This is a genomic window from Xenorhabdus sp. XBWT (assembly GCF_059072735.1).
This window is the reverse complement of record NZ_CM180990.1, coordinates 2,672,380-2,694,091: the sequence shown is the minus strand read 5'-3', so window position 1 is coordinate 2,694,091 and position 21,712 is coordinate 2,672,380. Positions and strand designations below refer to the sequence as shown.

The window sequence follows — 21,712 nt, the reverse complement described above, 5'->3', positions numbered from 1 at the left end:
TCTGCACCCCAAAAGTTGGACGCTATACTTCAACTTAAGGGGTGCTTTTTATGGAGAAGATAAATAGAGTAAATATTGCGTCAAATCAGCTTTTATCTGCCTTGAATTGATGAATTAAGGACTGAACATATTCAGTCACAATTTTACTGGCGTGACCATAGTGTTTCTCATCAAATAAGCTTTCGACTTGGCTAGGTTCTAAATTCAGCTCAACCGTATGCGCCCCTGATAATTTGGCTTCATGCACGAAACCAGCTGCGGGATACACATGACCAGAAGTTCCGATAGCAATAAATATATCAGCCTCACTCAAAGCAGAATAAATCTGCTCCATACCCAATGGCATTTCTCCAAACCATACGACATGAGGGCGCAATTGGGACGGAAACTGGCAACAATGGCAACGATCTTCCGTTGTTAATTCTATTCCCCATTCAATCACTTGATCAGACTGGCAACAACGAACTTTCAACAGCTCACCGTGCATATGCAAAATACGTTGACTCCCTGCTCGTTCATGCAAATTATCAATATTCTGTGTCACTAACAGAACATTGTCACCAAGTATCTGTTCGAGTTCTGCCAGAGCATAATGCGCGGCATTAGGTTTGATTTCTGGTTGCTGGAGCTGTTTTCGACGCGCATTGTAAAATGCCTGAACCATATCAGGATCACGCTGGAAACCTTCCGGTGTAGCGACATCTTCGACTCGATGTTCTTCCCAGAGACCATCGGAAGAGCGAAATGTTCGAATACCTGACTCAGCAGAGATCCCCGCACCTGTCAGCACCACCACATGAGGTTTTTCTATTTTATTTGCCAATCGAATATCCCTGTAAAAATTTAGTCTATGTAATCGTTGACGCCGTAGCCGTTTAATCCGGCAGAATTTGATGTGCCGATAACGAACCCGCATATGGTTGTTTCCTTAAAAAGAAGGTTTCCTTTAAATACCCTTCGTCGGATATCTGCTCCACTCAGGACACTACCTAAGAGCACTGTTTCTGCTGATTCATTTTTATCGATTCACTTTCGCCAATTCAAGGTGATACGATAGCCCGCTTAAAGAGATGTTGATATTCTGGCATACTATTGACCACTCAAAATACGTGCTGGATCAAGTTTACTGGCCCGACGAGCAGGATACCAACTGGCTAACAAACTTAATATCAATGCTGTTAGCAGAACATAAAAAACATCCATGGCATGTAATTCTGATGGCAGGAAATCAATAAAATAGATATCCCCAGAAAGAAATTGATGCCCAATCATCCTTTCCACCCCTTTAATGATAGTTGTCAAATTTAATGATATGAAAATTCCGACAACAACACCAATGATGCTACCAGTCATCCCTGTCAAAGATCCATACCATAAAAAAATCGCTCTGATATGGCCATCTTTGGCACCTAAGGTACGTAAGATCGCGATATCACTGCTTTTATCTTTCACCGCCATAATCAACGTTGAAATAATATTAAAGCAGGCAACACCAATCACCAGAATCATAGCCAAGTACATGATACTGCGCACCATTTGAATATCATTGTACATATAGCCGTAATCTTTTATCCATGTGCTGATGTACACATATTTCCCTGTGGCATTACCTGCATCCCAAACACGCTGTTCTGCTGCAAAAACATCATCCGTTTTGATGGCAATACCGGTAATGGCATTTCCATACTCCATATATTTTTGAGCATCAGGTAGAGGAACCAGAGCTAAACTGTGATCCAACATACCACTCAACTGGAAAATACCTGCTACTTGTAAACGAATGCGTTTTGGCTGCAACAACTTCAAGTTCGGATCACTGTTCGGGATCATGACAGTCAGCCAATCACCTTGTTTTACATGCAGCGAATGGGCCACACCCTGCCCTAAAATTACCCCATTTTTTCCTGCACTGAATCTTTTCCATGCCCCGTCACGCACAAACTGAGGCAGAGCACTAACAGTGGATTCTGAGTTGAGATCCACACCACGCACCTGTACAGCATGAAGTTTCTCGCCCCGTTCCATCAAGCCCGTAAACTCAATATAAGGAGAAGCTCCCACAATACCCGGAGTCTTCCTTACCCGTTCAATTGCTTGTTCCCAATCCTGAAAAGGCTGATTCACCGCATAAATTTGTCCATGTGGCACAACAGAAAGTATCCGGTTATTCAGTTCCCGTTCAAACCCGTTCATGGCACTCAGGCCGATAATCAATACCGCAACACCCAGCATAATTCCCAGTGTTGAAATAACAGAAATCAAAGAAACCATGCCAGAACGGCGGCGACCTCTGCTGAATCGCAATGCAGTAAATAATGCAAGAGGCAGATTCGCCATCACATCTCCCCCGTCAGGGCTAATTCTTCCTGTAGGTACCCATCTCGCATTTCTACCTGACGAGCCAGTCGGCTGGCTAATTTTAAATCATGTGTCACAACCAGAAATGCCGTGCCATGCTGTTGATTCAATTCTTGCAAAAGCAGAAATACACTGTCTGCATTACGCTGGTCAAGATTACCTGTCGGTTCATCCGCCAATACCAATGAAGGTTCATTTACTAGTGCCCGGGCAATTGCAACACGCTGACGCTCTCCTCCTGACAGCTCAGAGGGCCTATGTTGTGCCCGATTTTCCAAGCCAACGGCGGCCAGCATCTGCCGTGCCTTTTCCTGAGCCTGTTGACGCGTTTTACCTCCAATCAGTAGCGGCATGGCAACATTTTCCAAAGCATTAAAATCAGGCAATAGATGGTGAAACTGATAAATAAAACCAATTTCATTATTACGTAATTTTGCCCGGGCAGAAGAAGACATCTGATTAAGGGACTGCCCTTTAAAAATTACTTCACCTACGCTGGGTGAATCCAAACCACCAAGCAAGTGCAAAAGCGTACTTTTACCCGCCCCCGAGCTGCCGACAATCGCCATCATTTCTCTTTGTTGCATGGAAAAAGTGACATTTTTCAACACTTCTGTGGAAATTTTTCCTTCCTGGTATTTTTTACACAAGTGATGGCACAGCAATAAGGGTTGATTACTCATAACGTAAAGCCTCAGCAGGTTGGGTGGCAGCCGCGCGCCAAGAAGGATATAAAGTTGATAACAGGGAAATTAGCATAGTGCTGATGGCAATCACCACCACTTGCGGAATATCAATCGCAACAGGTAATTGAATACCCTCAGTCAGCAAACCGATCAATGGCATTAAACTATTTAATTGACTGGAAAGGAGCAGACCTAATCCCGTTCCCAGTAACGCACCAATGATACCCGCTCCTGCACCTTGGATCATGAAAATTGCCAGTATTTGGCGACGAGTTAGCCCCTGCGTTTGCAAGATGGCAATTTCACCCTGTTTTTCCATTACCAACAGAGAAAGAGAGGTAATAATGTTAAAGGCAGCTACAGCAATAATCAGGCTAAGCAACAATCCCATCATATTTTTCTCCATGCGAACCGCCTGAAAAAATTCCCCCTTGCGCTCGCGCCAGTCTTTCCAAACCAGCCCTTCCGGTAATTTTTGCTGACTCAGTACATCAACCGACAGTGGTTTATTGAGATACAAGCGCCATCCCGTAATGTTACCGAGGGGATAACGTAACAATCGTGCTGCATCCTGCTGATTAACCAACATCTCTGTGTCATCAACCTCACTATTGGCGAAAAATGTGCCCGCTACGGTGAATAATCGCTGGCTGGGAATTCTCCCCATCGGTGTCAATTGGCTTGCACTCGGCACGATAACGCGAATTTGATCACCACGTTTAACACCCAATTTTGCGGCCAGCTTTTCTCCCAAGATGACAAAATAGCGTCCGGATTGTAGCTGGCTGCGATCAACATCGACAATATATTCCGCCAGTGGCGCATATTCATTAGCCGTAATACCCAACATGACACCAACGCCAACATTGCTGGGACTCTGTAACACCACATCTCCTTGCACAAGCGGAGTTATGCGGTTAACACCTTTTAATCCCGAAAGTTGTCCGTCCGGATGTTCAATCGGGTTGATAGAGCCTTTTTCTGATGTGATGATAGCCTGAGGCATAAAACCTAAAATGCTACCTTCCAGTGTGCGTTCAAAGCCATTCATCACTGACAATACAGTAATCAATGCCGCCACGCCCAGCGTGATGCCAATAGCCGACAGCCATGAAACAAAACGGCCAAATTTATCGACCGCCCGCCCGCGCATATAGCGCAATCCTATAAATAATGAGACAGATTGGAACATGAAATCTGTTACGCCCCTGTTGCCAAAGCAAAGTGTTCGAGGATAATAAAGGGTAGCAATACTTTATGGAACCACCCGAATCCCGGTTCTGCGGTTTTTTTTACTTTCTCTCAACCTGCCAGCGTATTTATTGTAAGGCTACTGGGTAAAAAATGTGTTGGGAATGGACTGAATCTTAGAGAACACATCAAACGCTTATGTCAGCAAAATATCGTTATCAACTTCCTGAACGTCGCGGTGATATCCGCCAATTAGGTCACTTAACGGGTGCCGCTTGTGCTGTTGAATGCGCCGAAATCATTGAACGTCACTCAGGGCCAATAGTGCTGGTGACAAAAGATATGCAGAATGCCCTGCGATTACGCGATGAAATTCAACAATTCACCCACGCCCCAATAAATATGATGTCAGACTGGGAGACATTGCCTTACGATAGTTTTTCACCGCATCAAGAAATTATTTCCAACCGTTTATCCACCCTCTATCACTTACCATCAATGGTAAAAGGAGCGTTAATCCTGCCCGTCAATACGTTGATGCAGCGTGTCTGTCCGCATGAGTATCTTAAAAGCCATGCTTTGGTCATGCACAAAGGACAACGTCTTTCCCGCGATAAACTGCGGGCAGAACTGGAGCAGGCCGGTTACCGTAGCGTTGAACAGGTACTTGAACATGGCGAATTTGCAACACGGGGGGCCTTGTTTGATTTATTTCCAATGGGTAGCGAACATCCTTATCGCATTGATTTTTTTGACGACGAGATAGATAGTCTGCGTACCTTTGATGTAGATACACAACGAACATTGGCAGAAGTGGAAAAAATCAGCTTATTGCCAGCTCATGAATTTCCAACCGACCAAGATGCCATTGAGCTATTTCGCAGCCAATGGCGCGAGCAGTTTGAAGTGCGTCGCGATGCTGAGCATATTTATCAACAAGTCAGCAAAAAAATACTTCCGGCGGGAATCGAATATTGGCAACCGTTATTCTTTGAACAACCCTTGCCTTCGATCTTTAATTATATCCCTGAAAATACCCTGTTTATTACGCAGGATTTACTCAGCGCCGCAGAACGCTTCTGGCAGGATACGGAACAACGCTTTGACAATCGCAAAGTTGATCCTATGCGCCCATTGTTGGCTCCCGAACAAATCTGGTTACCTGTCAATAAGCTATTTTCAGAGTTGAAAAACTGGCCTCGTATTCTAGTCAGCAGCGAAACATTTTCCCAAAAAGCAGGAACAACCAATCTTGCTTATCAGGTTCTGCCTGATTTATCTATTTCGGCGCAGCAAAAAGCGTCATTGGATAAACTACGCCATTTCATGGAGCAATTTAGCGGCAAAATTGTGTTCTCGGTGGAAAGTGAAGGACGCCGAGAATCCGTGCAAGAGTTACTGTCACGCATTAAAATCAGTCCGGTAAAGATAAGTCAGTTGATAAATGCCGATAAACCTGGCTATTTCTTAATGATTGGGGCCGCAGAACACGGTTTCGTTGATGAAGACAACAAACTCGCCCTTATCTGTGAAAGTGACATGCTTGGAGAACGTATCAGTCGTCGCCGTCAGGATAATCGACGTACCATCAATACCGATACGCTCATTCGTAATCTTGCTGAACTACGGCACGGTCAACCTGTTGTTCATCTTGATCATGGTGTTGGTCGCTATCAAGGATTAACAACGCTGGAAGCAGGTGGTATTAAAGCGGAATATCTTATCCTGACTTATGCCGGAGAAGATAAACTTTATGTACCAGTCTCCTCCCTTCATCTCATCAGTCGTTACGCTGGTGGGTCGGAAGAAAGTGCGCCACTGCATAAACTGGGTGGAGAAGCATGGAGTAAAGCTCGCCAAAAAGCGGCTGAGAAAGTACGGGATGTTGCGGCGGAATTACTGGATGTTTACGCACAGCGTGCTGTCAGGCCGGGTTTTGCTTTTACGAACGATCGTGAACAATATCAACAGTTCTGCCAAAGTTTCCCATTCGAAACGACCCCCGATCAAGAACAAACCATTGAAGCTGTACTTGATGATATGTGCCAACCTATCGCTATGGATAGACTGGTATGTGGAGATGTCGGGTTTGGCAAAACAGAAGTCGCAATGCGTGCTGCATTTTTATCTATTACCAATAACAAACAAGTTGCGGTACTTGTGCCGACAACGCTATTGGCACAGCAGCATTACGATAATTTCCGGGATCGCTTTGCTAATTGGCCAGTACATATTGAAGTGATGTCGCGTTTCCGCAGTGCAAAAGAGCAGCAACAGGTCATTGATATGGCTGCTGAAGGAAAAGTAGATATCGTTATCGGCACCCATAAACTTCTGCAAAGCGACCTGCATTGGAAAGATCTTGGTTTGTTAATCGTTGATGAGGAACATCGCTTCGGGGTTCGCCATAAAGAACGTATTAAAGCCATCCGTGCGGATGTTGATGTCCTGACCCTGACCGCAACCCCGATCCCTCGTACTCTCAATATGGCAATGAGTGGTATGCGTGACTTGTCGATTATTGCCACTCCCCCGGCACGTCGGCTGGCAGTAAAAACTTTTGTGCGTGAATATGACAGCCTCGTCGTACGTGAATCTATTCTGCGGGAAATCTTGCGGGGTGGGCAGGTTTATTATCTGTATAACGATGTCGAAAATATTGAGAAAGCCAAATCCCGGCTGGAAGAGTTAGTTCCTGAAGCCAGAATCGTTGTAGGTCATGGACAGATGCGTGAACGTGACTTGGAACGCGTTATGACGGATTTCCATCACCAACGTTTTAATGTGCTGGTGTGTACTACCATTATTGAAACAGGGATCGATATTCCCAGCGCCAACACTATTATTATTGAACGAGCTGACCATTTTGGACTGGCTCAGTTGCATCAGCTACGAGGGCGGGTCGGGCGTTCACACCATCAAGCCTATGCTTATTTACTGACCCCTCATCCAAAAGCGATGACCAAAGATGCCCAAAAACGGCTGGAAGCTATTGCATCCCTTGAAGATTTAGGTGCCGGTTTTGCACTGGCTACTCACGATCTGGAAATCAGGGGAGCAGGTGAATTATTGGGTGAAGACCAAAGTGGACAAATGGCCAGTATCGGCTTCACCCTCTACATGGAATTACTGGAAAGTGCTGTAGACGCGCTCAAGAATGGCCGTGAGCCTTCACTTGAAGATTTAAACAACAATCAGACTGATATAGAGCTGCGCATGCCGGTTCTGCTACCTGATGACTATATCCCCGATGTGAACATGCGACTGTCTTTCTATAAGCGTATTGCCAGTGCGCGGGATAATAATCAACTAGATGAACTAAAGATAGAACTCATTGACCGATTTGGTCTACTACCCGATCCCGGGCGTCACTTGTTACAATCAGCTTCCATTCGCCTGTTAGCTCAGGAATTGGGTATCAAGCGTATTGAAGCTCATGAAAAAGGTGGTTTCATCGAATTTGGTAATAATAATAAAATCGATACTCATTATCTGATTGGATTATTACAGACACAGCCCAATGTTTACCGACTGGATGGAGCTTCTAAACTGAAATTCATTACTGAATTAACTGAACGGGCTGCTCGATTATCTTTTATCCAGCAACTATTGGAAACTTTTGAACAAAATCAAAATGATAGCTAATAGACTTAAAGCTATGATAAAAAAATGAAAGGTTAATTTACTCTTGTGCTAATGCAGTTCGTAACTGTTGCCTTATGCGAACTGCATGCAAAAAACCAAGGAAATCAGTACCCAAATTTTTACCTTTGAACGACGAAAAATTACTGGTCTAAGAGTGGTTCAATGATTAATTGACCTTTTTCATTTAAAGGAATCGTTTTCTCCGGATCATATGGCATTCTAATTTTTCCCGGTAATCCGGGCTTTTCACCAATCAAATACCTTACATCATATCCAACAATACGTACCTGATTAAAAACAATTGATATGCAGTTTTCTAATGTTGAATGGTTCAAAGCAGGGTATTCTTTCTTTACTTTAAGATGATCAAGAAGAGTTAATACACGATATTCATACTCAAGAAAATGATTAGCTGCAATGTCTTTAACCATAATAGGAATAGGGAATACCGTGATATGGCAATAAGATTGATGAACAGAAATCTTTGATCTGATAGGGTTTGAAGATAATACTTGTGCGACGTTAGGATATGGAGATTTCAGAAAAAACGTTGCTGCACCAATGGTGGCAATAATAGTAATTATAAAACCAATTACATACTGTCTTATCTTTAGTTTAACCACATAGCACCTTGATATATTAATAACTTTCTACACATTTTAATTAGAAAATATTTCCCCTATATTAGATGGGGGCCAAAAATGCGCTCAATTCATTATTTAAGAAAAGTCCTATTCCATTAACCTAATATAATAAAACCATTGATTAATCATCCTAGTAGAGGTTTAGTACGTTCAATATCTATTACTTTTATCTGAATACGTACCTGATTCAAAATGGAAAATAAAAAAGCATCGTAAGATAATCTCTAATCCTAACAATTAGATCAAGTTTGTAATACTACAGTAACCTAACTAAAACAGTCTTTATTACAACGATTAATTAAATGTATTAATAAATCATGTCGTTTGCCTATAAGGTATTTATACACGATAGAGGCATTCAAGTTTATCTTTTCCATCATATAAATATAATACCCCTCCATTATTTAACAAACCTCACAAATAACAATAATGAGTTAATTCAATTGGATAGTTGAATTTAATCCAAATACAGCTTATTAATTATAATAAATAAGCTCGATAAATTTAGATAAGAATAATTATGACATGCATAACAATTAATATAATGGAAGGAATCCATGGCCTATCTGAGTCAGTTTCTATTCAAGATAGGCCATTTTAAAACTAGGTTTCTCAGCTAATTAATGTAATTTCAAACGTGGTCGAATCACACGGTTAATTCCACCAACTAACATCATCAAACCTGTCTTAATATATCCATGCAGGGCTACCTGATGCATACGATACAAGGAAATATAAACTATACGTGCAATACGGCCTTCTACCATCATTGAACCACGCATCAAGTTCCCCATCAGGCTACCAACTGTACTGAATTTAGATAATGATACCAATGAACCATGATCTTTATAGACATATTCTTTCAATGGTTTTTCATTCAGCAATGCCAGAATATTGTCATAACAGCGACTTGCCATTTGGTGAGCAGACTGAGCTCGAGGAGGAACAAAACCACCCTCTTTTTTCGGGCATGATGCACAATCACCAATAGCAAATATCTGATCATCCAATGTGGTCTGCAACGTTGGCTTCACAACTAACTGGTTAATACGATTTGTTTCCAGCCCACCGATGTCTTTCATAAAGTCAGGAGCTTTAATCCCTGCTGCCCAAACCATCAGAGAAGCTTTAATCTGCTCTCCATCTTTGGTATTCAAGCCATGCTCATCGGCGCTGGTTACCATGGTCTTAGTTAATACCTTAACACCAAGTTTAGTTAATTCTTGATGAGCCGCGCTGGAAATACGCGTTGGCAATGCAGGCAGGATACGCTCACCCGCTTCAACCAAAGTCACATTCAAAACGTCTGAATTCAAACTTTCAAAGCCATAGCTGTTAAACTGCTTAACTGCGTTATACAGCTCTGCTGAAAGCTCTACACCCGTCGCTCCACCGCCAACAATCGCAATATTCACCTTTTCTTCTATACACTGATTTGCAGAATATTTCAGGAACAGATTCAGCATTTCATTATGAAAACGATGTGCCTGATGTGGATTATCAAGGAAAATGCAGTTTTCCTTCACGCCAGGCGTACCAAAATCATTGGATTGGCTACCCAATGCCATGACAAGAATATCGTAAGCCAGCTCACGTTCTGGTACTAACAAATCACTGCCTTCATCACGGATCTCAGCCAAAGTAATTTTCTTATCCTCACGATTAATATTCGTGAGTGAACCCAGCTGAAAATTAAAACAATGGTTGCTGGCATGCGCCAAGTAACTCAGCGCATCAACACCATCATCAAGAGAACCCGTTGCTACTTCATGTAATAATGGCTTCCATAAATGGCTATTATTGCGATCCACCAAAGTAATTTCGGCTTTTTGCTTACGCCCTAATTTATGTCCCAAACGCGTTGCCAGCTCTAAACCACCAGCGCCCCCACCAATGATGACAATTCTTGTCTTTGGCGTTGTCATGACTACCCCACTGAAAATACAACTAATGTTATGTAAAGCGCCAGACTGATTTTTTGAATGAAAACCTTAAATAACATCAGGCTAGATAAATTTCATACTGAAAATATATTCAGAATATCATGGTAGGTCAGTTGGTCATACCAAAAATAATCACATTCAAATTCTTTTGATTATTTAGACATCAATCACAGAATTTGCATGCCTATTTTCAATTAATTGGAGTTTAATCAGGTTTATGAATAATTACTGTTTACAGTGTTATTATAATGTGAATATGGAGTTTTGGAGAATTGATAGATCACACAATCAGGATAAATACGGCAAGGAAATATGTTGAAATAAAAAAGGAATAGGATCGATCATCACGAACTTATTCCTTACTTTTATCGAAAAAAATTTACATTACCGAATAGTTATTCACACCTTAACCATTTTTCACACAAACCATGCAAAGCCTTATTAGCCTGCTGCCAACGTTCAGATTTATGCAATTCTTCCAGACTGAATTGTTTACCCTGATGATATAAGCGAGAAACTTTGCCAGAATTGATCATTGGAAGCTTATCCAGCACACTGATAGCCCCTTCTCGATTATTGCACACCAAAATCATGTCACAACCAGCGTCCAGTGAAGATTTTGCACGTTCGGCATAACTTCCCATTACAGCAGCCCCTTCCATTGATAAATCATCAGAAAAAATGACGCCTTCAAAACCCAATTGTTCACGCAATATAGATTTCAGCCAATATGGTGAGCCACTGGCAGGACGATGATCTATCTGAGGATAAATAACATGGGCAGGCATAATCGCATCCAATAAATTACGCTGGATAAAATCACGGAAAATAACCATATCATGGCAATTGATAGCATCCATTGGGCGGTCATCCTGCGGTGTTTCTTTATGGGAATCGGCCGTCACTGCACCATGACCCGGAAAATGTTTACCTGTTGATCTCATTCCCGCAGAATGCATGCCATTGATAAACTTTTCAGCCATGATCATCGCTGGCTCAGGCTCTTCATGAAATGAGCGTTCACCAATAGCCGTACATTTATGTCCCAAATCCAGCACTGGTGCAAAACTGATATCAATGTCCATTGCAATCATTTCTGATGCCATCAACCAACCCGATTCTTCTGCCAGATATGCTCCCAAAAGCTGGTCATTCACGCAAGCAAAAGATTGTGCAGCAGGTAAACGAGTAAAACCTTCGTGAAAGCGCTGAACACGTCCTCCTTCCTGATCAACAGCAATAACAAGACGATGGCGGGAAGCTTCACGAATTTGGCGAACTAATTCACGTAATTGTTTTGTATCGTTGAAATTGCGGGTAAACAGAATTAAACCGCCCACTAATGGATGTTGCAGAATCTCTCGTTCTTCACTATCCAATTCATAGCCAACAACATCTAACATTACTGGACCCATAGCATTCCTTACTTCTTTTTATTGGTTGTCATCTATATCCGTCGTCTTTCAAGTTGCAGCTTTGTTGGCTGCGCTCACTCACCCCAGTCACATAGTTAGCTATGCTCCTGGGGGTTCATTCCCTTGCCGTCGCACTGCATCTTGAAATCCATTGGGTATATAATTTAATTATCATTAATTGAAATTCGTTATCATCAGCACATTACGTCAGTGCAAAAGCCCGACGCAGAGGATACGCCAGTGATAAAAATTGTTGCTCTTTTGTCTGCTGCCAGCGTACTTCATACCACATTAACATCATATAGCTGACACACAGCTCCCAGCGCTTAATCTGTTGCCGTAACAATGAGATATTTGAGTACCCCGGTGCCTGCATACAATAATAATCCAAAAAAGTTTGCTGCTGTATCTCATTCCATTGATTCCCCTTAAGCAGTACAGCCAATGAAAAACCAATATCAACATCAGCAGCATATTCCCAATCAATCAATTTTAACCCCTCTTCGGTCATCAGTAGATTATCAGGATGAATATCCATGTGGGCAGGGGCAATTTTCAAAGCTGTCGGCATTCTGGTCGCCATAAAAAATTTATGTAACCGTAACCAACGGGGAGAGAGGCGTTTTCGGTCAATCTGCTGCCACTGAGACGCAATTTGTTGTTTGAGTTTTAGAGGATATCCCAATGGAGGATGTTGGTGAAGAATAGCAAGTGTCTTAGCCAATGAACGCTGTAATGATGGTCGGTTAAATGCATCGGATGCTATGTTTGTACCCGCCAGCCACTCCAACAGTAGCCAATCTTCATTCATCGCGATCACTTTAGGCGCAATATTTGTAGAAGATAACCTGCGTAAAATATGATTTTCTCGCTGGCGATCTACTCCCAGTATTTCTTTGTGTGATGTTTGTGCGCGCCCAACCATCTGGCGCACACCGTCCGTAACATAGTAACTTCCCTGAGTCAGCCCTGTTAATGAACTAATTTCCCAAGACTTCTTTGGAATGTCAGGCCATTGCTGACACAGCATACCCAATAAAGAGTTATCTTTCGTTAATGTCGCCACGATCCGACCAGAGTATCTCACCCGTTTTAACCAGCATCAGCTGCATCTCTAAATCGCGCTGACCATTATTGCCAGAGACCGAGGAATAGAGAACATAGTCAGCATTCAAATAACGTGCCAATCCAATGGATTTACTGCGCAAGCCTAAACTATCTTCTGATGACAATCCCAGAGCTTGCTGAGCAATATGTACTTGGGATTTGGGTACCACCTGAAAAACCTGCTTATTACTGACTGCATCAATAATCGCATCTGTTGCTTTCAAGGTTCGCAATGAACCGTTAGTGTTATTTTTTACAGAGTCAACAAGTAATACTTTTCCCGCTTCCACTCCATGAACCTTAACCATTTCTTCAACCAATGGCTGGACGATACTATTCCAACTAATAGATTGTATCCTGGGAGGCTGAGGAACTTTTTCCGATGGTTCTACCGGCGTTTCCTCTTTTTTCTTTGGTTCTACTGGCGTAACAGGAGCAGGCTGTTGCGTTGCTTCTGGTAATACACAACTTGCCAGCAGCATCGTTGATAATATAACAAAGAGAATTCTTTTCATTAATCTACTCCAGTTACATCGTTACCTTTTATCAATTTTTACTTTACCAGCAAGGGGCCCAATGGACGTCCACCCACCAAATGCATATGGATATGGAACACGACTTGCCCTGAATTACGATTACAGTTCACAATTAAACGGTAGCCATCTTCTGCAATACCTTCTTCTTTTGCAATTTTTGCGGCAACAGTGAACAAACGACCCAATGCAAGCTCATGCTCAGTAGTGACATCGTTAACAGTTGGAATCAGTACATTAGGTATAATCAGAATATGGGTCGGTGCTTGAGGAGAAATATCACGGAATGCCGTTACCAAATCATCCTGATAAATAATATCAGTAGGGATTTCCCGACGAACGATTTTGCTAAAAATAGTTTCTTCTGCCATCTCAATTTTCCTTTTAATGTTATTAAATATTGATATGAAACAGTTCACAAAAGTTTTTTGTGGTCACTGCTGCTAATTCTTCAATACTAACACCTTTCAAGACTGCCATATATTCAGCAACATCACGAACATAAGCAGGCTGATTCTGTTTGCCACGATGAGGCACAGGTGCCAAATACGGTGAATCAGTTTCTACTAAAATTCGATCGAGTGGTACAAATCTGGCCGCTTCACGAATTTGCTCCGCATTGCGGAAGGTGACGATACCAGAAAAAGAAATATAAAAACCCAAATCTAACAAAGCTCTTGCTGTTTCTTTATCTTCTGTGAAACAGTGCAAAACTCCACCACACTCTTGCACTTTTTCTTCCCGCAAAACCAACAGCGTGTCATCCCTTGCATCGCGGGTATGTACGATCACTGGTTTATTTAATTCACGACCAATTCGGATATGTTCACGAAATGAAGTTCGCTGGAGTTCAGCATTTTCTTTCTGATAATAATAATCCAGTCCTGTTTCACCCATTGCGACTACATCCTCATCAGCAGCCAACCGGGCTAATTCTTCAAAATTGTAACCTTCATCAAGATTCAACGGATGAATCCCACAAGAATATGCTACATTTTCCCGTTTACCAATCAGGTTTTTCATTTGTTGGAAGCCAGGCAATGTTGTAGCAACAGCCAACATATACTTCACATCTCGTTCTGCCGCTTTTGCTACAACATCATCTACACTTTTGTGCAGTGCTTCATAATCCAGGCAATCAAGATGACAATGCGAATCAACTAAAAACATAATATTCTCATATCTGAATAAGTTACTGTGTGGAACAAAGTTGTTTTTCCCAATTGAGTAATTGCGCTGTCAGCAACAATTCTCGATTGATAGCCACCACAGATAATAATTGATGACGACAGTGTACCCAATCATCAACTGTACTTAATAAGTTCTCCACATTTTGTGCGGAGGCAAGGCGATGAATCAAAGCCTTCTGATCTTGGTTAACACAGTAATTTTGTGCCTGTTGTTGCCATTTCACCGCATCGGATAATAAACTTATCAACCAATGCAAAGACTGTTGTACATCATCACGGTTTAACAATGGTAAAAGCGACAGGGTATCACATTTATCCAATACCTGTGCGATCGCCTGACAAAGCAGGTTTCTTTGCTGCCATTTCTCAGTCTGAAGCAACCGCTCCGCTGCCAATGGCGCTCCCTGAGAAAGTTTTAATGCAGTCTGTGCATCCAATGATGATATGGCCGGAAGCTGGCTTTGCAACCAATACAGCCCGATGGCATTTTCAGGTACAGGGAGAAAATAGTAGAAACAACGGCTACGTAATGTTGCCAGCAAATTTGCAGTTTGTTGGCATTGCAGCAAAAAATAAGTGTTTTTAGGCGGTTCTTCTAATGTTTTCAACAAGGCATTGGAAGCGGCATCAGTCAGCAACTCAGTTGATGGCAGCCAGACAATTTTAGCCCCTCCTTGCTGAGAGTATTCATAGAGTTTTTCGCTGAGCTGGCGAACAGCATCCACGCCAATGGTATTTTTTCCTTTTTCAGGGGCAAGGACATGCCAATCAGAGTGGGTTTCTGCCAGCATCAAGTGGCAACCATGGCATTTACCACAGCTTTTTATACCCTGTTTATCCTGACACATCAACCAGCGACTCAATCCGTATAGTAAGGCTCCGGCACCAGTCCCTTCATGGGCATGAAATAAAACAGCGTGATGCCCGCGCCCTTGTTGATGGGTTTCAACTAACTGGCGATACGCATGATTGAGCCACGGATACCAATTCATACTTGTGTTTCCTATTGTTCTTGCAGCCACTGTAGCAAAGTATGACGAATAGCCGCCTGAACTTTTTCTAGTGATTGTGTCGCGTCAATCTTTCTGATGTTGTCATTTTCCGCCACCAATTCAAGATATCTTGCGCGAGTACGATGAAAGAAATCCAAAGATTCTTTTTCAATGCGATCCAATTCACCACGCTCACGAGCACGTTCTAAGCCCACGTCGGGAGGTAAATCAAGATAGATGGTCAAATCTGGGCAGAACTCACCCAATGCTGCATTACGTAGTGACTCCATCAGATTTTGGTCAATACCACGGCCCCCGCCCTGATATGCCTGAGAAGAGAGGTCATGACGATCTCCGACCACCCATATCCCTTTTGATAAAGCAGGTTTTATAACATTTTCCACCAATTGAACTCTGGCAGCATATATCATCAATACTTCTGCTTTATCTGTCAGTACTTCTCCTTTAACACCCTGTTTAATCAGCTCGCGTAACTTTTCTGCCAATGGTGTTCCACCCGGTTCACGGGTAAAAATCAGATCAGAAATACCATACTGTTTCAATGTTTCAGACACTGTTTGGATTGCTGTCGTTTTTCCTGCGCCCTCAAGACCTTCAATAACAATAAATTTGCTGTTCATTTATACTGCTTCAACCTCTGACGATAAAGACTTACTGCTTTATTATGTGCGACTAAATTAGTGGTGAATGTATGACCGCCATCGCCATTCGCTACAAAATATAAGTATTCTGTGGCGGCTGGATGTGCTGCTGCCTTAATCGAAGCCTGACCTGGCATGGCAATGGGGGTTGGCGGTAACCCATCAATCATATAAGTATTATAGGGTGTAAATGTGGTGAGATTACTGCGAAAAATTGTCCCCGTGTATTTATCTCCCAATCCGTAAATGATCGTCGGATCTGTTTGCAACCGCATCTTTAACCGCAGACGATTTACGAATACAGAGGCAACTTTGGTACGTTCAGATTCAATCGCGGTCTCTTTCTCAATGATAGATGCCATGATCAACATCTCATACACATCCTTATACGGAAGGTTTTTTTTGCGCGTTTTCCATTCCTGCTCAAGAACCATTTTCATTTTATTATGGGCACGCTTGAGTAATTCCACATCACTCGTGCCAGCAGTATAGAGATAGGTATCAGGATAAAACCAGCCCTCCAAGGATTCTCCCGTTTTCATATCCAAGATGTCAGTCAGCTCTTGCGGTGTTTTATTCTCCGATTCGTGCTTTAAGTATGGCGCATTCTGTAATGTTTTTGACCAATCAGAGAGGCGGCTTCCTTCCACAAAGCGGATGGCAAATTGAGTTTCTTTACCACTGGCGAACAATTGCAAAACAGCTTTCAAAGACATTCCTGTTTGCAAGCGATAAGTTCCGGCCTTAAACTTGGCCAGTTCGGGTTTTAATCGGAATAACCACTGCAATAGTTGATTATCTTCAATTAATTTATGCCGAATCAGTAAGGTTTCCAATCCGACACGCCCAGTCCCTGCCGGTACAGTAAATATGAGTTCTTGATTGAGATTAATATCCTGATCAGCAAAGTTTTCTATTTTCTTTACAAAGAAAAAAAAGATGATCGCTGCAACCACAATAATCAATCCGGGCAGAACAAGAATGCACTTTTTTAGTTTCATTCTGTAATCACTTTTATTTGTGCTTCAATGATGAACACTAAACGGCTAATGCCTTAAATAATAAAGTATTAAAGCACTAAGCATTCGGGTAATAAATACTCATGCAATTCTCTTGATTGATACTTCCACGATGGCTGATTTTTGTGTGCTTGTATTTGCGTTACCGGAATAACTGGCATCAGGGAATTGCAGATAATCACTTCATCAGCATAGGCTAATGCTTCAGGATAGCGGATAACACATGACAGGGTATAATCACTTTCCGTCAACAATTCGATTATTTTTTGCCTCATTATCCCTTCCACACCACACTGGTTGAGATCAGGTGTATAAACATTTTTTCCTTTTCGCCAAAATATATTGGCGGCACAACATTCGACCAACAAACCATCACTATCAAGCACCAATGCCTCATCCGATGTGGATTTATCAATAAATTGCTTAATCAAAACTTGTTCCAAGCGGTTCAAGTGTTTGATACCGGCCAAGTAAGGATTAATTCCCATAGAAATAGGACTAAGGGTCAATGAGACTCCTTTCAGGCGCTGAGTGATATAGTGTTCAGGATATGGATTCAAAGAGAGGATCTTAGTGGGTTCAATAGCGTCATCAAAGCTATAACCTCGGCCTCCCATCCCTCTGGAGAGAATAACTTTCAAAACACCTGACTTGCATCCTTGCACTGCCTGCTTAATATGGTTCTCAAGTTGCGCCCAATCCAGTGCTGGCATAAACAGTTTTTCAACACCTTTTTGCAGCCGTTTTATGTGTAAAGACAATAAGGCTGGTTGCCCTTGTTCGATTCTGATTGTGGTAAAACAACCATCTCCAAATTGCACCGCACGATCGCCCACAGGTAATTGGTTACACTGCTTACCATTAATCCAATACGTCATTTTAATTTCTTCACTTCGATAAAAAGCCCCAACAAATGTTGAGGCTCTTTATAAACACAGAGCGTTTTAGATCTTACGGAAAATCAGTGACCCGTTTGTGCCACCAAAACCGAAAGAGTTACACAATGCGTACTCCATTCCTTCAACTTTACGTGCTTCACCTGGAACAAAATCCAAGTGACAGTTTTCATCCTGGTTTTCCAGGTTAATAGTTGGAGGAACCAGCTGATCACGCAGAGAAAGGATAGTGAAAATAGATTCAACTGCCCCTGCTGCACCCAACAAGTGGCCTGTCATTGATTTAGTTGAACTCACTAATACCTTAGTGCCTTTACCAAAAACAGACTCAACTGCACGAGCTTCTGCAAGATCACCCACTGATGTTGAGGTGCCATGAGCATTAATGTAGCCCACTTGCTCTGGTGAAATACCTGCATCTTTCAGGGCATTTTCCATTGCCAAAGCAGCACCCGTTCCATCTTCAGGAGGAGATGTCATGTGATAAGCATCGCTGCTCATGCCAAAACCAACAATTTCAGCATAGATTTTTGCACCACGCTTTTTGGCATGTTCATATTCTTCAAGAACGACAACACCCGCCCCATCACCCAGAACAAAACCATCACGATCTTTATCCCAAGGGCGGCTTGCCTTCTTAGGATCATCGTTACGGGTTGACAATGCACGTGCAGCACCAAATCCGGCAACACCAAATTCTGTGCTAGCTTTCTCTGCACCACCAGCCAGCATAATATCAGCATCATTATAAGCAATAATGCGCGCTGCATGACCTATATTATGTACGCCAGAAGTACAAGCAGTTGCAATCGAAATACTGGGTCCACGAAGACCATACAGGATACTTAAATGGCCTGCCGCCATATTGATGATGGTTGAAGGTACAAAGAATGGGCTGACCTTGCGAGGGCCTGCCGAAAGCAATGTACTGTGGTTTTCTTCAATCAGGCCCAAACCACCAATACCAGAACCAATAGCAGCACCAAAGCGGCTAGCATTGGCTTCTGTTACTTCGATTCCTGCATCTTTAAAGGCTTGTATGCCTGCAGCAATTCCATACTGAATGAAGAGATCCATTTTCCGTGCTTCTTTGCGCGAAATATTGACATCTTCATGATTAAAATTTTTCACCACACCAGCAAACTTAGTTGCATGGTTAGCGGTGTCAAAATGTTCGATAAGGCCGATACCACTCTGTCCGGCACAAACAGCATTCCAAGATGATTCTACTGTATTGCCGACAGGAGATAACATGCCTAGTCCGGTCACGACTACTCGACGCTTAGACACGGTTATCCTCCAGGGAGGGAAAAAATTTAGGACTAGAAACATAGGCGGTCGAATGACCGCCTAGGTATGTGTGCTTATTTACCTGCGTTTTCAACGTAGTCAATAGCAGCCTGAACTGTAGTGATTTTCTCAGCTTCTTCGTCTGGGATCTCGATATCGAACTCTTCTTCCAGAGCCATTACCAGTTCAACTGTGTCAAGAGAATCAGCGCCCAAGTCATCAACAAATGAAGCTGAATTTACAACTTCTTCCTCTTTAACACCCAGTTGTTCAACGATGATTTTCTTAACGCGTTCGTCGATAGTGCTCATACTATTAAATTTCCTATCAAAACTCGCTTTTGCGATGGTTTTCGTAGTTTATAAAATACAGGAAAAGATGCAACCAAATCCCGGCTGGTCGAACCACAATCTGCTTCTTTTGTACAAAAAATACATCAAAAACAGAGGGTTCGCTCATTTTTAGATCATGTACATGCCACCATTGACATGCAATGTTTCACCCGTAATGTAAGCGGCCTCGTCAGAAGCAAGAAACGCTACAGCACTGGCAATTTCTTTTACATCACCAAGACGATTGGCAGGAATTCCAGCGGAAATACTTGCACGTTGTTCGTCAGTCAACGCTTTGGTCATATCTGTTTCGATAAAACCAGGTGCAACAACGTTGACGGTGATGCCACGAGAAGCGACTTCACGAGCCAGTGATTTACTAAAACCAATAACTCCTGCTTTCGCAGCCGTATAATTCGCCTGCCCTGCATTTCCCATCGTTCCAACAACAGAACCAATGGAAATAATACGTCCATAACGTTTTTTCATCATAGAGCGTATAACTGCTTTTGACAGACGAAAAATCGAAGAAAGATTAGTGTCAACAATGTCTTGCCACTCATCATCTTTCATGCGCATCAACAAGTTATCACGAGTGATGCCTGCATTATTAACCAGAATGTCTATTTCACCAAATTCAGCCCGAATATTCGATAGTACATTTTCAATGGATTCTGAATCTGTGACATTAAGTACAAAACCTTTGCCTTTATCACCAAGATAGGCACTGATTGCTTCGGCTCCTTTTTCGCTGGTTGCAGTACCAACAACACATGCACCACGTTCAGCCAATAATTCTGCAATCGCGCGACCTATGCCACGGCTAGCGCCTGTGACTAGTGCAATTTTTCCATCAAAACTCATGTTTTCCTCAGTCATTTGTTCAGAGCAACTGTGAGTGATGATACATCATTTACTGCTGTAGCACTTAAAGTATCAACAATTCGCTTAGTTAACCCAGTTAATACCTTACCTGGCCCAATTTCTAACAGCTGTTCTATACCCTGCCCAGCAATAAACTCAACTGATTCTGCCCAGCGCACAGGATTATACAACTGACGAACCAAAGCATCGCGAATAGCATCAGCAGATATTTCTACTTTGACATCAGCATTATTGATGACAGGGAACTGCGGCTGATTAAAGGCAACTTCTTGCAACGCTGCCGCCAGTTGCTCAGCAGCAGATTTCATAAGTGCACAGTGCGATGGTACACTGACAGCCAAAGGTAATGCACGCTTTGCTCCAGCAGCCTTACATGCTGCCCCTGCACGTTCTACAGCATCTTTTTCACCTGCGATGACAACTTGTCCAGGTGAGTTAAAATTAACTGGTGAAACAACCTGACCCTGTGCGGATTCTTCACATGCCTTTGCAATGGATTCATTATCTAAGCCGATAATGGCATACATCGCTCCTTGCCCGTCTGGTACAGCATCCTGCATCAACTTACCACGCAACTCAACAAGCTTGATGGCCTCTTGGTATTCAATCACTCCAGCACAAACCAGTGCCGAGTATTCACCAAGACTATGACCAGCCATCATGGAAGGTGCTTTACCACCTTTTTCTTGCCATACACGCCAAATAGCGACTGAAGCTGCCAGTAAAGCAGGTTGGGTTTTCCACGTTTTGTTCAGTTCTTCTAGAGGCCCCTGCTGAACTAATGTCCATAAATCATATCCCAAAACCGCAGAAGCCTCTGCGAAAGTCTGTTCAACCAGAGGAAATTCTGTGGCTAAATCGGCCAACATTCCCAGAGATTGAGAACCCTGACCGGGAAACACCATTGCAAAATCAGACATGTCT

The 21,712-nt window shown here is 42.6% G+C and carries 20 protein-coding genes; 1 reads left to right on the top strand and 19 read right to left on the bottom strand.

Annotation, left to right across the window (positions count from 1 at the left end; translation table 11 throughout):
• Positions 1-85: 85 nt before the first annotated feature.
• The 4 genes from cobB to lolC all read right to left on the bottom strand — a co-directional run bounded on the left by cobB (position 86) and on the right by lolC (position 4,236).
• The gene (gene cobB / locus AC5JQI_RS11705; RefSeq protein WP_493912288.1) at positions 86-916 is read right to left on the bottom strand and encodes a Sir2 family NAD+-dependent deacetylase; all 831 of its coding nucleotides are present in this window, start codon (positions 914-916) and stop codon (positions 86-88) included.
• 173 nt (positions 917-1,089) lie between these two features.
• Positions 1,090-2,337, bottom strand: a complete 1,248-nt coding sequence (gene lolE / locus AC5JQI_RS11700) for a lipoprotein-releasing ABC transporter permease subunit LolE (RefSeq protein ID WP_493912287.1) — start codon at positions 2,335-2,337, stop codon at positions 1,090-1,092.
• Positions 2,337-3,041, bottom strand: coding sequence for a lipoprotein-releasing ABC transporter ATP-binding protein LolD (gene lolD, locus AC5JQI_RS11695; protein WP_493912286.1), 705 nt, complete (start codon positions 3,039-3,041; stop codon positions 2,337-2,339). Before lolD ends, lolE begins: the two co-directional genes overlap by 1 nt.
• Positions 3,034-4,236 (bottom strand): lipoprotein-releasing ABC transporter permease subunit LolC, encoded by a 1,203-nt coding sequence (gene lolC / locus AC5JQI_RS11690; RefSeq protein ID WP_493912285.1) that lies wholly within the window; start codon positions 4,234-4,236, stop codon positions 3,034-3,036. The genes lolD and lolC overlap by 8 nt, the downstream gene beginning before the upstream one ends.
• A 197-nt stretch (positions 4,237-4,433) precedes the next feature.
• On the opposite strand from lolC, the gene mfd reads away from it, so the two are divergent.
• Positions 4,434-7,880 (top strand): transcription-repair coupling factor, encoded by a 3,447-nt coding sequence (gene mfd / locus AC5JQI_RS11685; RefSeq protein ID WP_493912284.1) that lies wholly within the window; start codon positions 4,434-4,436, stop codon positions 7,878-7,880.
• Between the two features lie 140 nt (positions 7,881-8,020).
• On the opposite strand, the gene umoD is transcribed toward mfd, so the two are convergent.
• The 15 genes from umoD to fabD all read right to left on the bottom strand — a co-directional run bounded on the left by umoD (position 8,021) and on the right by fabD (position 21,708).
• Complete coding sequence (gene umoD / locus AC5JQI_RS11680) at positions 8,021-8,503, bottom strand: UmoD family flagellar biogenesis regulator (RefSeq protein WP_493912283.1); 483 nt, start codon at positions 8,501-8,503, stop codon at positions 8,021-8,023.
• 641 nt (positions 8,504-9,144) lie between these two features.
• Entirely contained in the window at positions 9,145-10,449 is a 1,305-nt protein-coding gene (locus AC5JQI_RS11675; protein WP_493912282.1) for an NAD(P)/FAD-dependent oxidoreductase, read from the bottom strand.
• Between the two features lie 413 nt (positions 10,450-10,862).
• A complete protein-coding gene (gene nagZ / locus AC5JQI_RS11670) occupies positions 10,863-11,882 on the bottom strand; it encodes a beta-N-acetylhexosaminidase (RefSeq protein ID WP_493912281.1) in 1,020 nt (339 codons plus the stop codon).
• A gap of 202 nt (positions 11,883-12,084) precedes the next feature.
• A complete protein-coding gene (locus tag AC5JQI_RS11665; RefSeq protein WP_493912280.1) occupies positions 12,085-12,948 on the bottom strand; it encodes a phosphotransferase in 864 nt (287 codons plus the stop codon).
• Positions 12,926-13,504 carry a penicillin-binding protein activator LpoB gene (gene lpoB, locus AC5JQI_RS11660; protein ID WP_493912279.1) on the bottom strand — a complete coding sequence of 193 codons (579 nt, stop codon included), beginning with the start codon at positions 13,502-13,504 and terminating at the stop codon, positions 12,926-12,928. The genes AC5JQI_RS11665 and lpoB overlap by 23 nt, the downstream gene beginning before the upstream one ends.
• Positions 13,505-13,542: 38 nt before the next feature.
• A complete protein-coding gene (gene hinT, locus AC5JQI_RS11655; protein WP_493912278.1) occupies positions 13,543-13,893 on the bottom strand; it encodes a purine nucleoside phosphoramidase in 351 nt (116 codons plus the stop codon).
• 22 nt (positions 13,894-13,915) lie between these two features.
• On the bottom strand, positions 13,916-14,692 hold the full coding sequence (locus AC5JQI_RS11650; RefSeq protein WP_237385173.1) for a metal-dependent hydrolase: 777 nt from the start codon (positions 14,690-14,692) through the stop codon (positions 13,916-13,918).
• Between the two features lie 22 nt (positions 14,693-14,714).
• A complete protein-coding gene (gene holB, locus AC5JQI_RS11645) occupies positions 14,715-15,704 on the bottom strand; it encodes a DNA polymerase III subunit delta' (RefSeq protein WP_493912277.1) in 990 nt (329 codons plus the stop codon).
• A gap of 11 nt (positions 15,705-15,715) precedes the next feature.
• Positions 15,716-16,345: a dTMP kinase gene (gene tmk, locus AC5JQI_RS11640; RefSeq protein WP_493912276.1), complete on the bottom strand. Its 630-nt coding sequence runs from the start codon at positions 16,343-16,345 to the stop codon at positions 15,716-15,718.
• Entirely contained in the window at positions 16,342-17,367 is a 1,026-nt protein-coding gene (mltG, locus tag AC5JQI_RS11635) for an endolytic transglycosylase MltG (protein WP_493912275.1), read from the bottom strand. The genes tmk and mltG overlap by 4 nt, the downstream gene beginning before the upstream one ends.
• A gap of 68 nt (positions 17,368-17,435) precedes the next feature.
• Positions 17,436-18,263: an aminodeoxychorismate lyase gene (gene pabC, locus AC5JQI_RS11630; RefSeq protein ID WP_493912274.1), complete on the bottom strand. Its 828-nt coding sequence runs from the start codon at positions 18,261-18,263 to the stop codon at positions 17,436-17,438.
• A 66-nt stretch (positions 18,264-18,329) separates the two neighbouring features.
• Positions 18,330-19,571 (bottom strand): beta-ketoacyl-ACP synthase II, encoded by a 1,242-nt coding sequence (gene fabF / locus AC5JQI_RS11625; protein WP_493912273.1) that lies wholly within the window; start codon positions 19,569-19,571, stop codon positions 18,330-18,332.
• 74 nt (positions 19,572-19,645) lie between these two features.
• Positions 19,646-19,882, bottom strand: coding sequence for an acyl carrier protein (gene acpP, locus AC5JQI_RS11620; protein ID WP_004247087.1), 237 nt, complete (start codon positions 19,880-19,882; stop codon positions 19,646-19,648).
• A gap of 150 nt (positions 19,883-20,032) precedes the next feature.
• Positions 20,033-20,767, bottom strand: a complete 735-nt coding sequence (gene fabG, locus AC5JQI_RS11615; protein WP_493912272.1) for a 3-oxoacyl-ACP reductase FabG — start codon at positions 20,765-20,767, stop codon at positions 20,033-20,035.
• Positions 20,768-20,778: 11 nt separating this feature from the next.
• On the bottom strand, positions 20,779-21,708 hold the full coding sequence (fabD, locus tag AC5JQI_RS11610) for an ACP S-malonyltransferase (RefSeq protein ID WP_493912271.1): 930 nt from the start codon (positions 21,706-21,708) through the stop codon (positions 20,779-20,781).
• Positions 21,709-21,712: the final 4 nt, after the last annotated feature.